Annotated in this window: 9 protein-coding genes; 7 read left to right on the top strand and 2 right to left on the bottom strand. The window is 72.3% G+C overall.

Features of this window, described 5'->3' with window-relative positions:
* Positions 1–6: 6 nt before the first annotated feature.
* From ACWD02_RS04350 to ACWD02_RS04320, 7 genes are all read left to right on the top strand, one after another.
* Positions 7–1,731: a hypothetical protein gene (locus tag ACWD02_RS04350; protein ID WP_451204233.1), complete on the top strand. Its 1,725-nt coding sequence runs from the start codon at positions 7–9 to the stop codon at positions 1,729–1,731.
* The gene (locus ACWD02_RS04345; RefSeq protein WP_451204230.1) at positions 1,728–2,867 is read left to right on the top strand and encodes an acyltransferase family protein; all 1,140 of its coding nucleotides are present in this window, start codon (positions 1,728–1,730) and stop codon (positions 2,865–2,867) included. Before ACWD02_RS04350 ends, ACWD02_RS04345 begins: the two co-directional genes overlap by 4 nt.
* Positions 2,868–2,942: 75 nt before the next feature.
* Complete coding sequence (locus tag ACWD02_RS04340) at positions 2,943–3,683, top strand: methyltransferase domain-containing protein (RefSeq protein ID WP_451204226.1); 741 nt, start codon at positions 2,943–2,945, stop codon at positions 3,681–3,683.
* Positions 3,684–3,738: 55 nt separating this feature from the next.
* Complete coding sequence (locus tag ACWD02_RS04335) at positions 3,739–4,557, top strand: TylF/MycF/NovP-related O-methyltransferase (protein ID WP_451204224.1); 819 nt, start codon at positions 3,739–3,741, stop codon at positions 4,555–4,557.
* Between the two features lie 187 nt (positions 4,558–4,744).
* The gene (locus ACWD02_RS04330; RefSeq protein ID WP_451204222.1) at positions 4,745–8,239 is read left to right on the top strand and encodes a CDP-glycerol glycerophosphotransferase family protein; all 3,495 of its coding nucleotides are present in this window, start codon (positions 4,745–4,747) and stop codon (positions 8,237–8,239) included.
* Positions 8,236–11,067 (top strand): CDP-glycerol glycerophosphotransferase family protein, encoded by a 2,832-nt coding sequence (locus tag ACWD02_RS04325; protein ID WP_451204220.1) that lies wholly within the window; start codon positions 8,236–8,238, stop codon positions 11,065–11,067. Before ACWD02_RS04330 ends, ACWD02_RS04325 begins: the two co-directional genes overlap by 4 nt.
* Complete coding sequence (locus ACWD02_RS04320; RefSeq protein ID WP_451204218.1) at positions 11,064–12,245, top strand: glycosyltransferase; 1,182 nt, start codon at positions 11,064–11,066, stop codon at positions 12,243–12,245. Before ACWD02_RS04325 ends, ACWD02_RS04320 begins: the two co-directional genes overlap by 4 nt.
* 7 nt (positions 12,246–12,252) lie before the next feature.
* Here the strand turns inward: ACWD02_RS04320 and ACWD02_RS04315 are convergent, their stop codons facing one another.
* Both ACWD02_RS04315 and ACWD02_RS04310 read right to left on the bottom strand, forming a co-directional pair.
* Positions 12,253–13,167, bottom strand: coding sequence for a class I SAM-dependent methyltransferase (locus ACWD02_RS04315; RefSeq protein ID WP_451204216.1), 915 nt, complete (start codon positions 13,165–13,167; stop codon positions 12,253–12,255).
* A 38-nt stretch (positions 13,168–13,205) separates the two neighbouring features.
* Positions 13,206–15,455 carry a bifunctional glycosyltransferase/CDP-glycerol:glycerophosphate glycerophosphotransferase gene (locus ACWD02_RS04310; protein ID WP_451204215.1) on the bottom strand — a complete coding sequence of 750 codons (2,250 nt, stop codon included), beginning with the start codon at positions 15,453–15,455 and terminating at the stop codon, positions 13,206–13,208.
* Positions 15,456–15,561 lie beyond the last annotated feature (106 nt).

Here is a 15,561-nt window from a genome sequence, read left to right as displayed (position 1 = left end):
CCCTTAATGATCAGTCCCCTCGCGCAGTTCCAGCGCCGCAAGGAACTCTCCGCACCACCGTCCCCGCCCCGGGCCGCACCCCTTCCGGCCGCGTGTCCACGCTGGGCCGACCCCGCGGCCGTCGCCCTCGCGACCCTGCTCGTCGCCTGGCGTGCGAGCGCGCTCGGCCAGTGGATCGTGGACGACGCGGCCATCACCTTCGCCTACGCCCGGAGCATCGACGAGGGCCTCGGCCCCGTGCAGCAGCCGGGCGCCGACCCCGTCGAGGGCTACTCCAACCCCTCCTGGCTCGCCCTGCTCGTCGTCGGCCGCGGGCTCGGCCTCTTCGACCACGGCGCGCTCCTCGGCGTCAGCGACCTGGTGCTCTACCCCAAGGCCCTCGCGCTGCTCTGCACGGCGGGTGTCCTCGCCTGCGTGGCCGTGACGGCGCGCGCCGTGCTGCCGGGCCGCGCCTGGGCCGTGACGCTGCTGACCGGCGCCGTCCTCGCCGCGAACCTGTCGTACGTGGCGTGGTCCTTCTCGGGGCTCGAGAACCCGCTGTACGCGCTGACCGCCGCCGCGACCGGCGCCCTGCTCGTCCGGGCGGCCGTGCGCGGCACCCTGCTGCGGCCCGCCGTCGCCGCGACCGCGGGGGCCATCGCCCTGCTCGCCGCGCTGACCCGCCCGGACGGCGCGGTGCTGGCCGCCGCCTACCCGGTCACCGCCCTGCTGTTCCTGCGCGGGGACCACCTCGCGCGTGCCGCGCGGGCGGTGGCGCTGAGCTGCGGCACCTTCGCGCTGCCGTACGCGGCGTTCCTGCTGTGGCGGCGCGCGACCTTCGGGCTCTGGGTGCCGAACACGGCGGTGGCCAAGGCCCAGAAGACCCCGCGGCTCGGCCAACTCGCTTCCACAGGTGAGCTGTTGACGTACGGGGGCTGGGCGCTCGCCCTGCTCGGCGCGGCCTGCGCCGGCATCGCCCTCGCCCGCCCCGGACCGTCCCGCAGGGCCCTGGCCGCGCTGCTCGTCCCGCTGGCCCTGACCCTCCTGGCGTACGGCGTGCTCGGGCGCGACTGGATGGCGTTGTACCGCTTCGCGACCCCGGTGTGGGTGCTGGCCGCGACGGCGCTCGCGCTGGCCGCGGCCACCGTCTGGCGCGCGGAACGGACCCGCGCGCGTGCCCTCGTCGGCTGCGCGCTCGCGGGCGCCCTGCTGCTCTCGGTCACCGGACAGGCCGCGCAGAACGGCAGGTTCGTCGACCGGCCGACCCTGTCCATGTGCTTCGTCGCCGAGCGCTACGGCCACACCTTCAACGCCTACGCCTCGTATCTCGGCCTGCGCGACGCCACCGTCGCCCTGCCCGACCTCGGCGGCACCCTGCTGACCTCGCGGCTGCGTGTCGTGGACGTCGCGGGCCTGACCGACCGCCGCGTGGCCGACGCGTACGCGGCCGCGGACCCGGCGGCCCTGCGCCGCTACGTCCTGGACGAGGTACGCCCCGAACTGCTCCACGTGCACGCCGCCTGGACCGCCAAGTCGGGCCTGACCGCGCCCCGCCTGGCGGCCGCGGGCTACGTCCCCCTCTACCGCGAGGGCAACGGCGGCGACTACGTACGCGCGGCGGCGGTGCGCGACCCCGCCCGGATCACCGCACTGCGCGAGCGCGTGGGCCCGGTCCTGGACGCCATGGTCGCCGAGATGCGCCCGGCGGGCTGCGGCCCGGCCCTGCGCGCGGGTGAGGGGGCCCCGGCATGACGACGGCTCTTCCGCGCCAGACGCGGCCCCTGCCCGGACCGGTCACCCCCGTCGCCCCCGAGTCCCGGGTCGACTCCCTCACCGGGATGCGTTTCCTGGCCGCCTTCGCGGTCTTCGTGCACCACTTCACCGGGCTCAGCGCGTACGGCGGCGTCGCCCACGCGCCGCTGCTCTTCCCTTACTCGCGCCTTGGTGCGACCGGCGTCGACTTCTTCTTCGTGCTCTCCGGTTTCCTGCTCACCTGGGGGCACCGCCCCGGCGCCCGCGCCGGCCTCTTCTACTGGCGCAGGTTCGGCCGCATCTGGCCCGCCCACCTGGTCGCCACCGTGCCCTGTGTCTGGGTCTTCTACCTCTGGGGAGGCGTGCCGACGGACGTCCTCAGCTTCGTCGCCTCGCTGTTCCTCGTGCAGACGTGGTTCCCCGGCGTCACGCCGATGTTCCCCGGCAACGGCGTCGCCTGGACCCTCAGCGTCGAGGTCTTCTTCTACCTCCTCTTCCCGTTCGCGATCCGCCACGTCCTGCGCCTGCGCACCCGTACCCTCGCCCTGCTCGCCGTGGTCGGGCTCGTCGCGATGTGGGCGCTCAACTGGTGGACGGCCACCCACCTTTCGCCCTTCGCCAGCGAATGGGTCATGCGGCATCCGCTGACCCGGCTCCCGGAGTTCGGCGTGGGCATGGCCTGCGCCCTGGCCCTGCGCCGCGGCCACCGGCTCCGCGTCAGCCCGCCGGTGCTCTTCGTGTGCCTCGTCGCGTACGCCGTCGTGCACAGCCACCGCGCGGACCTGTTCGGTCCGTACGCGGCGAGCCAGCTCACCTGGGCCCTGCGGTCGGTCGCGGCGCTCTTCGCCGTCCTGTTCATCGCCGCCTACGTCCAGCGTGAACTGTCCGGCCGCCGCGGCTGGCTCTGCTCGCGCCCGATGGTGCTGCTCGGGCTCTGGTCGTACGCCTTCTATCTGCTGCACCAGACCCTCAACCGGCTGATCCTCGACACCTGGGGCCGCCCGCAGCCGGAGAACGTCGCGGTGTTCACGCTCCTCGGCGTCGGCGTCGTCGTGACGGCGCTGTCCTGGGCGCTCTACACGTACGTCGAGGAACCGGCGAGGAAGTGGTGTGCCCGGCGGACTCCGCGCGGATGACGAGCTGTGTCGGTACACGGTAAACGCGTGTGATGCCGAGAAGATCCCGGTTCAGGCCCCTGTGTAGGAGGAGACGTGCACCAGTCCGCGTACGAACAGATGGAACTCTGTGTGGAGCAGTACATGCCCACGGGCAAGCGCCACCGGGTGGTCGACCTCGGGGCCCGCGTCTCCGACGGGCAGACTCGCACCCACAAGACCCTGCTCGAAGGGCGTGACACGGAGTACGTGGGCGTCGACGTGCTCGACGGCCGCAACGTCGACGCGGTGATGACGAAGCCGTACCGCATCCCCGTGAAGTCCCGCAGTGCCGACTTCGTCATCTCCGGGCAGGCGTTCGAGCACATCCCGTTCTTCTGGGCGACGATGCTGGAGATCGCCCGCGTCCTTAAGCCGGAGGGCATCGCCTTCGTGACGGCCCCCTCGCGCGGTCACGTGCACGACGCGCAGGACTGCTGGCGCTACTACCCCGACGGCTTCCGTGCCCTGGCCGCCTACACCCGCCTCGAACTCCGCGAGGCCTACACGGACTTCCCGCCCATGACCGGCATCCGGCACGCCTACGGAAGCATCGACGCCAAGCACGCCTACTGGGGTGACTCCGTCGGCGTGTTCCAGCGCCCCAAGAACTACCCGGGCCTCACCATGGCCTTCGTGCGCGGCACGACCAACTGGTGGGCGAACAGGATCGGCGGCGTCGACGGAGTCCCGCTGCCCAAGCCCGTCGAGGGCCGTGCCGACTGCGGCAGGCCGAAGGTGGTGGCGCCGCGCGAGACCGACGAGCAGTCCGTTTCGGCTACAAGTGATGTCAAATGACTTCATGTTGACGAAATGTGGCATCAGGGATGTTTGGCGCGTACTGTCCGCTCCCATGGCATGGCGACGCGCTGTGAATGGCGCACTGAAGCAACTGACCGGTTATCAGCTGACACGCAAGCCGGTGCCGGCCCAGCGAGCGGCGGCCGCCCCGGCGCCGAAGCCCGCCCCGGCACCGAAGCCGAAGCCGAAGGCCCTGAACCTCCCCGCCGACTACGACGAAGAGGCGAAGGAGATCATCCGTGCGGTGAAGCCGTACACGATGACCTCTCCCGAACGGCTGAACGCCTTCATCCTGGCGACCCGGCACGTGGTCCGGCACGACATCCCCGGCGGCATCGTCGAGTGCGGCGTGTGGCGCGGAGGTTCGATGCAGGCCTGTGCCAAGGCGCTGCTCGCCGCCGGAGTCACCGACCGCGACCTGTACCTCTTCGACACCTACGAGGGCATGACCCCGCCCACCGACGAGGACCTGCGCCTGGACGGCAAGTCCGCCGAAGAGCTGCTCAAGCTGCAGGGCAAGGACCGCCCGATCTGGGCGGTCGCCTCCCTCGACGACGTCAGGTCGGGTTTCGAGAAGGTGCCGTACCCCAAGGAGCGCGTGCACTACGTCAAGGGAATGGTCGAGGAGACCGTCCCGCGCGAGGCGCCCGAGCAGATCTCGATCCTGCGCCTCGACACCGACTGGTACGCCTCCACCAAGCACGAACTGGAGCACCTGTACTCACGGTTGGTCAGCGGCGGCGTCCTGCTCATCGACGACTACGGCTACTGGCAGGGCTCACGCCAGGCGGTCGACGAGTTCATGGACAAGACCGGCGAACGGCTGCTGCTCCTGCGCATGGACGAAGGACGCATCGCCGTGAAGCCCTGACCGGGCGGCGGCACTCGAGCGGGCCCCGCGCCCGGCGGCCTCGGCCACCGGGTTCCGGGCCCGCTCGCGCGATCACCCGAATGGCTCTGTGCGGGTGACCCGGAAGGGCGGTGGTTGTTAACCGAGTGGCCCTCAGCAGGACGCGCGGCCGTGCCCGTCAGCTCTCCGGAAGGAATGTGCGCAGCGCATGACACCCCGACTCGCCGTCGTCGTCCCCGTCTACAACGTCGAGGAGTTTCTCGCCCCTTGTCTGCGGTCACTGGCCGAGCAGACCATGCCGGACCTCGAGGTCGTCATGGTCAACGACGGGTCGACCGACGGGAGCCCCCGCATCGCCCGCGAGTTCGCCGCCGATGACGCCAGATTCCGTCTCGTCGAGCAGGAGAACGCGGGGCTCGGGGCGGCCCGCAACGCGGGGGTGCGCGAGGCGCGGGGCACGTATCTGACGTTCGTCGACAGCGACGACGTCGTCCCACGGGACGCCTACGAGCGGATGCTGGCGGCACTGGAGAAGTCGGGCTCCGACTTCGTCACCGGCAACGTCCACCGGCTGCGCTCCGGCGACAGGAGCGAGCAGTCGCCGATGTTCCGCAAGATGATGGGGAGCGACCGCAGCGGCACGCACGTCACCCGCGACTGGGAGCTGCTCGGCGACCGCATCGCCTGCAACAAGGTCTTCCGCAGGGACTTCTGGGACCGCCACGCCTTCACCTTCCCGGAGGGCGTCCTCTTCGAGGACACCCCGGTGACCGTCCCCGCCCACTTCCTCGCCGAGTCCGTGGACGTACTGAAGGACCCCGTCTACCTCTGGCGCGACCGCGACGGCTCCATCACCACCCGCCGCGCCAAGCCCCGCGCCGTCCGCGACCGCACCGCCGCCGTCCTCGCGGCCAGCGGCTTCCTCGCGTCGAAGGCCGCCGGGGCGGCGGGCACACCGCAGGGGGCGGTCCTCGCGGAGGCCAAGCGGCGCTACGACACGACGGTCCTGTCCGGGGACCTGTGGCTGTTCATGGAGGCACTGCCGCACGGCGACTCCGAGTATCACGACGTCTTCATGGAGCAGGCCAACGCCTTCGCCGACACCGTCGACCCCGCGGTCCTTGCCGCGCTGCCGCTCGGCCTGCGCGTGCGCTGGCAGCTCATCCGCGGCCGCCGGGTCACCGACCTGCTCACCTTCATGGCGCACGAGAAGGCCAACCCCGACGCCTTCAGGGTCCGCGGCCTGCGCGGGCGCCGCGCCGAGTACCCCGGGATCAGGGGTCTCGCGCGCGAGACCGTCGCCCTGGAACGTTCCGATCTGCCGCTCTCCGCGCAGCTCACGCACGTCGCCTGGGACGAGCAGGGCAGGCTGCGGCTCAAGGGCTACGCCTACATCCCCAACCTGCCCGCGGGACGTGTCGCGGCGCGCGCCAGGGTCGCCTGGCTGCGGGCCGGACGGCGGCGCGTCCTGCCGCTGAAGCTGCGCACGGTGCGGGCGCGCGAGGCGACGTACCGCTCCAGGCAGGGCCTGCACAGCTACGACCGGTCGGGGTTCGAGACGGTCATCGACCCCCGCAGGACCGTCACCAAGCGGCGCAGCACCACCTGGAAACTGGAGATGGGCGTGGTCAGCGGCCTCCTGCCGCGCACCGGGCCGGTCAGGACGAGCAGCCCGCCGCGGCTTCCCGTGCGGTATCTGGAGGAGTTCCTGCGGGTGGCCGTCACCCTCAGCAAGGGACGGCTGAGGCTGCGCACGGAACGGGTGGTGGCGCGGCTCGTCACGCACGAGGGCTGCGGCGGCACCGTCCGGCTGCACGGGCGCCTCGCGCCGGGGGAGTCCGGGAGCGTCGACACCCTGCGGGTGGAGAACTGGGCCACCAAGGAGACACACCACGTCCCCGCCCTGGTGAACGGCCGCGACTTCAGCGCCGACGTGCCGCTCGGCCTCTTCCACGCCGGTGAGGACGAGCGCACCGGCGAGCCGCGCGAGGCCGACCCGTGGGGCGTCTCGGTGATCCGCGAGGGCGGCGACCGCACACCGCTCGCCGCCTGCCCCGACGTGCCGGCCGGGCGGTACGGGCTGCTCCCGGGGCGCGAACTCCTCGTCCTCGCCAACGCGTCGGGGAACCTGGAGCTGCGCGACCAGACCGTGCGGCCGCTCGCCGACACCGTGACCTGGCAGGACGAGCTGATCGTCGAGGGCAGCCACCCCGACGCCCGGACCCGCACCGGGGAGCTGGTCCTCGTGCACGCAGGCCACGGCGACGAGGCCGTGGTGCCGGTGCGGATCGAGGGCGGGCGGTTCACCGCGGCCCTGCGGCCCGAGGCCGTGCCAGGACCCGGAGGCACCCTGCCGCTCGCCGAAGGACGCTGGAACCTTTTCCTGCGCGCCCCGGGCGAGAGCGACCCCGAGCAGTACACCGCCGTGTGCGTGGCCCCGGGCAAGGGCCGTGAACTGCCCCTCGTGCGCACCAGATCCGGCCGTGAGATCAGCCTGAAGCGTCACGCCCACGACGGCCTCCACCTGCGCGCGGGCTCCGCGCTGCCCGTCGCCGACCGGGGCGGCCCGCGCCAGCGCAGGCTGCGCGAGGAGTACGCGGCCCGGCGCGGCGGACCCCTGCGCGACGCCGTCCTGTACTGCAGCTTCGACGGACGGCAGTACTCGGACTCGCCCCGCGCCGTGCACGAGGAACTGGTCGCCAGAGGAGTGGAGCTTGAGCACCTGTGGGTGGTCCGCGACCAGCAGGTGGCGCTGCCCGAGAGCGCCACGCCGCTCGCCCTGTGGAGCGCCGAGTGGCATGAGGCCCTCGCCCGCTGCCGGTACATCGTGACCAACACCCAGCTGCCCGAATGGTTCGAGCGCGCCGAGGGACAGTACGTCGTGCAGACCTGGCACGGCACCCCGCTCAAGCGCATCGGCCGCGACCTCGCGGGCCACGCGTCCGCGGACCGCGCCTACATGGCGACCCTGCCGGGACGCGCCGACCAGTGGAGCCTGCTGGTCTCCCCCAACCGCTTCTCGACGCCTCTCCTGCGCGGCGCCTTCGGCTACACCGGCGAGGTCCTGGAACGCGGCTACCCGCGCAACGACCTGCTGCACGCCGCCGACCGCGCGAAGGTCGCGGCCTCCGTACGCGAACGGCTCGGCATCCCCGAGGGCAGACGCGTCGTCCTGTACGCGCCCACCTGGCGCGAGAACCAGCCCAAGCAGGCAGGACGCTACGCCCTCGACCTGCGGCTCGACCTCGACGCCGCCGAGCGCGCGATCGGCGACGACGCGGTGCTCCTGGTCCGCAGGCACTACCTCGTCGGCGGCACCGTCCCCGGCTCGGACTTCGTCCGCGACGTCACGCGCCACCCCGACGTCAGCGAACTGCTGTTGATCAGCGACGTCCTGGTGACGGACTACTCGTCCCTGATGTTCGACTTCGCGCAGACCGGGCGCCCGATGCTCTTCCACACCCACGACCTCGACCACTACCGCGACACCCTGCGCGGCTTCTACTTCGACTTCGAGGCACAGGCACCGGGCCCGCTGCTCGCCACGAGCGACGAGGTGATCGCCGCGCTGCGCGACCCGGGGGCGGCCACCGCCGCGTACGCCGAGAAGTACGACAGGTTCCGCGAGGTCTTCTGCGACCTGGACGACGGGAACGCGGCAGCGGGAGTGGCGGACGCCCTGCTCGAAGGAGGCCGCGCATGAGCACGCCGGACCTGCACGACGTCAGCTGCGTCGTGGTCGCCGGCATCGACGCCGAGGCGCTGGCGCAGTCGGTGCGGTCCGTGCTCGACCAGACGATGGGCAACGTCGAGGCGGTCGTCGTCGACCCCGGCGCGGACGGTCCCGCCCGAGACGCGGCGCGGGAGTTCGCCGCCGACCAGCCGCACCGGGTGCGCCTGGTCCGCGCCGACGCCGGGCTGCCGGTCGCCGCCGCGCGGAACCTCGGGCTCGACGCGGCACGCGGGCGGTACGTCATCGTGCTCGACGAGGGCGAGCTCCTGGAGCGGCACGCCTGCCGGAACCTCTTCGACGCCGCGCGCTCCACCGGGGCCGACCTGGTGGCGGGACGCTGGACGCGGCTCACGGGCAGCGGCAAGAAGGAGCGCGGGCCCGACTGGCAGCCCCAACTGCACGCCAGGACACGGAAGATCGAGAACCTCTCCGACGCCCCCGAACTCGTCGCGAGGGACTCGCTGGTCACCGGATTCTGCGTCCGCCGTGACGTCCTGGACCGGTTGCGTCTTCGGTACGCGCAGGACCTCGACCACAGCGAGGTCCTCTTCGGCGTGGAGGCCGCGCTCGGGGCCCGCGCCCTCACCCTCGTGCCGAACCTGATCACCACCCACCGCGCACCGCGGGACCCCGCCCGCGAGACCCCGGCGCTCGCCGCCGCCAACGCACGCGTCGCCGGGCTCCTGGTGAGCCTGGGCCGCCTCGACCTGGCCGACCGGCGCGAGCGGTCCTTCCTCGTCGACCACGTGCTGCCCTGCGCCCGTACGTTCCCCCAGCTCACCGCCGGGGAGCGGCGCCGGGCCGCCGACGGGATCGCCCCGCACCTCGAAGGCCGCGCGGACGTGCGCGCCCTGGACGCCCTCGCCCCCGTGGAGCGCGTCTGCGTGCGGCTGCTCGCGGACGGCGACACCGACGGCGTCCTCGCGGCGGCGTACGCGCTCGCCCGGCCCGGCACCGTCGTCTCGGAGCTGACCGAGCGGGAGGGCAAGGTTTACTGGCGCGCGGACGGGCTCGACGACCCCCGCGTACGGGAGGTGCTCGACGTCACCGAACTGGGCCACCAGCACCAGGGGTTGGCGGAGGTGCGCCTCCTGAACCGCCTCACCAGGTGCGACGTCGAAGCGGGCAAGGCAGTCCTCGAAGGCCGGGTCGTGCTGCCCGGCGGCCTGGTGCCCGACCGGCCGCCGCTCACCGCCTGGCTCGACGTGCGGGCACACGGCGCGCGGCGGCGCGGCTTCCGCGTACCCGTGGACGAGGTGCACTACGACGGCGGCGCGGTCCTCTGGCGGGCCACGGCGGTCCTCACCGCGCGGCTGCGGGACCTCGGCATCGGCGACCGCGTATGGGAGCCGCGGCTCCAACTCGCCGCCGGTGGCCAGGACATGACCACGGAACTCGTCGCCGAACCGGAGACCGTGGGGCAGAGCCAGGGCATCACCGTCACCGGCGCGAACCAACTGGAGCTGCGCCTCATGCCCCGCCACCGTGCCGCCCGCACGCTGCGCGCGGCACTGCACTACGCCACCCACTTCCGGCCCGCGCGCAAACTGCGCCTGCGGCTGCGCGCCCTGCGCAAGCGGTGGGACGGGCTCAGCGGCAAGGCGGTCAAGCTGCGCGTCTACCGGCGGGTGCTGCGGCGCCTCCCCGTCAGCAAGGGCTCGGTCGTCTTCGAGAGCCATATGGGCAGGTGCTACGGCGACAGCCCGCGCGCCGTCCACCAGGAGATCGTCGACCGGGGGCTGCGGCTGCGCTGCACCTGGGCGTACGCCACTTCGGCCGACGGCTACCCCGACTCCGTCCGCCTGGTGCGCCGCTGGTCCTGGCGGTATCTGTGGGCCCTCGGCCGCGCCGAGTTCTGGATCGACAACCAGGGCTTCCCGCACGCCCTGGACAAGCCGCGCCACACCACGTACCTGCAGACCTGGCACGGTTCCGCGTACAAGCGCATGGGCTTCGACGAGGCACGCCTGAAGACGCAGAACGCCCCGCAGCGCGAACGCCTGCGGCAGGCCGTCGACCGCTTCGACCACTTCCTGGTCCGCTCCGAACACGACGTGAACACCCTCGCCCGCGCCTACGGCATCCCCGAGGACCGGCTGCTGCGCTGCGGCTACCCGCGCAACGACCGCCTGGTCGCGGCGCGCGTCCGCGACGAGGCATCGGGCCGCTTCCCCCGGCCGTCCGTGGCCGCCGGCCTGGGCATCCCCGACCACAAGACGGTGGTCCTGTACGCGCCGACGTTCCGCGGACTGCCCAAGGACAACAAGAGGGTCCAACTGCCGCTCGATGTACGCAAGTTCGCCGACCGCTTCGGTGACACTCATGTCCTCCTGGTGCGCGCCCACTACTCGGAGGCGGCCGACCTGCCCCTCTGCCCGCCGGGCACCGTCATCGACGTCTCGGCGCACCACGACGTGAGCGAGCTGCTCTGCCTCGCCGACGTCCTGGTCACCGACTACTCGTCGATCATGTTCGACTTCGCGCTCCTGGACCGGCCGATGGTGCACTTCGCGCCGGACCTCGACGCGTACACCGCCGAGCGCGGCAGCTACTTCGCGCTGCGGGACGACGCGGGCGGGCCCGTCGTGGAGACGGAGGACGAACTGCTGCGCGTGCTCGCCACGCTGAAACAGGCCGACGGCGCGTGGGCCGGGCCCCGTCGCGCGTTCGCCGCGCGGTTCGGCGCCTACGACCGGGGGCGGGCCGCGGCCGACGTGGTGGACGCGCTCTTCGGCGAGCGGTCGGCAGAGCGGCCGGGCAAGCAGTCAGGGGACACGGAGCAGAGGGGCGGGGCATGACCACGACGATCGCGACCAAGAGGATCGTGGCCCCGGCGAAGAGCCGCGATCTCTTCCTCGTGGCGAACACCGTCGACGAACTGGGCGGCGTCACCGCGTGGGCCCACCAGATGGCCGGGCTCTTCCAGGGCAACGGCCACCGGGTGCACGTCATCGGCGTCCACGAGGCCGAGCTGAAACTGGCGCTCCCGGACGACCTCGGCTACCCCGTGACCAGCCTCTACCGCGAGCATCCGCAGACCCCGCGCCCGGTGCGCGGCCTCGGCCGCCTCAACGTGGTGGCGCGCCGCCGCGAGGCGGCGCGGGTCGCCGCCAAGCGCCGCACCGTCGACCGGCTCTCGGAGCTCTTCCGCGCCGCGCGCCCCGGAGCGGTCGCCATCGTCACGCAGGTCTGGCCGATGGAGTGGATCAGGGAGGCGGACACCGCGGGCCTGCGCATCATCGGCATGAGCCACGAGTCGTACGCCTACACCCGCGCCTGTCACCGCTACAAGGCGGTCAAGCGCAGCTACCCGTCCGTGGACCGCTGGCTCGCCCTCACCCAGGAGGACGCCGACGACTGGATCGCCGACGGCATGCACAACGTCGGCGCGATGCCCAACGCCCTGGCCCACCTCCCCGAAGTGCCCTCGCGGCGCGAGGGCAAGGTGGTCTGCAGCATCGGCAGGCTCGCCGACCAGAAGGGCGTCGACATGCTCGTCGACACCTGGGCGCTCGTGGCCCCGCAGCGCCCCGACTGGACGCTGCGGATCTACGGCGCCGGAGCGGACGAGGCCGACCTCAGGCGGCAGTGCACGCGCCTGGGCCTCGACGGTTCGGTCCAGTGGCGTGGCCGCACCAGCGATGTGCCCGGCGTGCTCGCCGAGAGCTCCCTCTTCGTGCAGTCGTCCCGCGGCGAGGGCTTCCCGCTGGCCCTGATGGAGGCGATGGCCAGCGCGGTGCCGTGTGCCGCCTTCGACTGCGCGCCCGGCGTCCGCGAGATCGTGCGCCACGGCGAGGACGGCCTGCTCGCCCCCGCCGGTGACATCGAGGCACTCGCCGACCGCCTGCTGCGCCTCACCGGCAACCCGCGGCTGCGGGACGCGATGGGGGAGCGGGCCCGCAGGAACGTGCAGCGGTTCTCCGAGGCACGGGTCCTGGAGCGCTGGGAGGAACTGTTCGAGCTGCTCGAGCGGTGAGCCGCCGTCAGGAGCGGCCCGAGCGGGCGAGCAGCGACGACAGCAGGCCCCTGGCCCGGCCCCCGGCTCCTGCCGCAGCCGGCTCGGGCGCCTTGCCCGGCAGCTCGGGAACGGCCTCGTCCGCGTGCCGTGACACCGGGTGCTCGGGAGGCTTCGCCTTCTTGCCGCTGATCCGGATCATCGGGAAGCCCGCGACCTCCTCGGCGCCGTGCCACATGTCGTCCCGCCCCTTCAGGAACGCGGCGAGATCGGCGTGGATCGCGTCGTAACTCCCCCACGTGCCATAGAACTTGGTGGCCGTGATGCACAGCGGTTTGAGCCCCGAGCCCGCCACCGCGCCCCAGGTCGCAGCGGCCACGCCCGGACAGTGCTCGGCCCGGAAGTCGTCGAGCACGACGATCCCGTCCGGCCCGAGGACCTTCTTGGCGGCGGCGATGTCCGCGTGGACGTGCTCGTACAGATGCGAGGCGTCGATGTGCACGAAGCGGCAGCTGTCCGCCTCCACGTGCGCGGTGATCCCCGCTGACGGCTCCTGGACGATCCGCGGCAGACCGTCGTGGAACGCGCCGTAGTTGGCCTCGAAGGCGCGGCGCGTCAGCGTGGCGTACGAGCGGCCCATCTCGGCGGAGTTGGCCTCGTCGGGGGCGGGCGAGTCGAAGAGGTCGCAGACGGTGAAGGTCTCGTCCGGCCGCAGGTACGCGCCCATGAAGATGGCGCTCTTGCCCAGATACGCGCCGAGCTCCAGCAGGTCACCCCGCTGCTCGGGGTCGCGCCGGCGGCTCAGGATCCAGTCGAAGAGCACTTGGTCGACCGGATGGAACCAGCCCTTCACATCGGAGAGCCGGCGCGGTCGCGGCAGCCGGCCGGAGTCCTGGCCGGTCGTGGTCGCGGACGTGGGCGGGGTGGCTGAGGCGTTCTGCATGTCTTGTCCCGGGGATAGGGGCGAGAAGGGCAGGGCTGCTAGAAGCGCGGAGTGGGCCGGGCGACGTCGGCCCGCGGCAGCGGCTCATCGGCCACCCCCGCGGCCGGCGCCGGGTGCCGGTCCGCCAGTGGCGCGACAGACGGTAGACCCCCTGGCTCACCGAGCACCACATGTCTCACAACTCGTTCAGCGGCCCGCCCGTCGTCGTACACGCAGAAGCGGTTTCGGAAGGCGGCGCGCAGCTGCGCCGAGCGCGAGCCGCGCCAGTGGCCGGTGGCGAAGATGTCGGTGAGTTCGTCCTCGCTGCGGGCGATCGCGCCGGGCGGGAACTCGCGTACGTCGAAGTAGGTGCCGCGGGCCGCCTCGTACGCCTCCCAGTCGGTGGCGTGCAGGACGACGGGGCGGTCGAGGTTGGCGTAGTCGAACATCAGCGAGGAGTAGTCCGTGACCAGGGCGTCGGAGGCCAGGCAGAGCGACTCGACGCTGGGGTGGTCCGACACGTCGATCAGGCGGTCCGACGAGGGCGCCAGGGGCTCCCCGTACGAGTGGTGGGCGCGGGTCAGGACGACGAAGCGGGGTCCGAGGCTCCGCAGCAGCCGCTCCAGGTCGAGGGAGCGCAGCTGTGAGTGGCGGTAGTCGCGCAGCGTGGGCGCGTAGAGGATGGCGACGGCGCCGTGCGGGATGCCGAGGGACTCGCGCAGGCGGGCCACGTCGGCGGAGCTCGCCCGCTGGTAGATGTCGTTGCGCGGGTAGCCGTACTCGAGCGTGGTGAACGAGGCGGGGTAGACGCGCTCCCAGACCAGCGTGGAGTGCCGGTTCGACGACAGGACGTAGTCCCATTTGTCGGCGTTGCGCAGGAGGGCGCCGAAGTCCATGTCCCGGGCGGCGGCCGGCCGGTCCTGGAGGTCGAGGCCCATCAGCTTCAACGGTGTGCCGTGCTGGGTCTGGATCATGATCTGGCCGGGGCGCTTGACGAGCCTGCGGTCGAAGTTGACGTTGTTGACGAGGTACTTGGAGCGCGCGAGGGCGCTCCAGTACGCGGCCGTGCCGGGGCGCAGCCTGCGGGTGGCCGTCGGCAGGGTGTGGTGGTGGGCCGGGTCCGCGATCCAGGCGGTGCGGACATGCGGGGCGTGCTCGCGCAGCGCGGCCTCCAGGGCGCCGGGGTTGCAGCCGTAGCCGCGGCCCCAGTACGAGGAGAAGACCGCGCGGTCGGCGCGCAGCGGCAGGCGCAATTGGACGCGGTAGTGCAGTTGCAGCACGGCGCCCTTGGCGCGGCGCCGGGTGGTCGCCACGTACCGCTTGGCCCTGGACCTGACCCGCAGCGCCGTCCACAGGGTCCGGTAGGTGCGGTGCGTGCCGAGGCGGACCAGGCCGTGCCGCACCCGGGTGCTGGCGCGGGGGCGGGCACCGGGGACGCGGTAGCGGCGGTAGTGGGTGCGGGCCTTGCGCAGGAACGCGGCGCGGCTGCCGCGCGGCAGCCGGTCGTGCTTGGTGAAGACCGTCGAGTAGTGGTCGATCATCCGCCGGAAGAGGACGGGCCGCCAGGCCGCCGAGAGCTCCGGGTGCTCGTCGAGGAACGCGAAGACCCGCTCGTACTGGTCGAAGATCTCGAAGTGTCTGCGGGTCGTGGTGCGCAGGATGCTGCCCCTGCGGCGCTGCAGGTAGTGCACGCAGACCCGGTCGAGGGTGGCGATCGTGTCCGCCCTCATCAGGACCGGATAGGTCCAGGGCGTGTCCTCGTAGAGTCCGGGCGGGAAGGCGAGGGCCTCGCGTTCGATGAAGTCGCGGCGGTAGGCCTTGTTCCAGGCGACCATCAGAAGGCGAAGCAGGCCGGGCCGTTCGACGAGCCGGAACGGGGCCGGGCCCTCCTCCGTGAGGAGGTTCGCGAACTGGTTGCGCACGGCCTCGCCCGACCAGAAGACGCGCGCGTAGTCGTAGAGCAGGACGTCCGGTTCGTCCGTCTCCTTGATGCGGTCGGAGATCGCGTGGAGGGAGTCCGGGGTGAGGGTGTCGTCGCTGTCGAGGAAGATGAGGTAGTCGCCGCTCGCGCGCTCCATGCCGGCGTTGCGGGCCCGGCCGAGGCCGACGTTCTCCTTGAGGTGGACGGCTTTCACCCGGGTGTCGCGGGCCGCGCATTCGTCGATGAGGACACCGCACGCGTCGGGGGATGCGTCGTCGACCACGATCAGCTCAAGATCCGTGAACGATTGCTCGAGTACGGATGCGAGGCATGCGTGCAGATAGGCCTGCACCTTGTACACGGGCACGATGACACTGAACCGGGGCAAGGCACATCCATGGGTCGACGCGGGCATACTGCCCGAAAACGCCCGGACGTCCGGTCGGGTTACGTCGTATGCGGCATACGGGGGATGGACGCGAGTGAGGCGGACC

The organism is Streptomyces sp. NPDC002853 (assembly GCF_053591915.1).
Note: the sequence above shows the minus strand (reverse complement) of the source record. Positions and strands in the feature narration are given on the sequence as shown.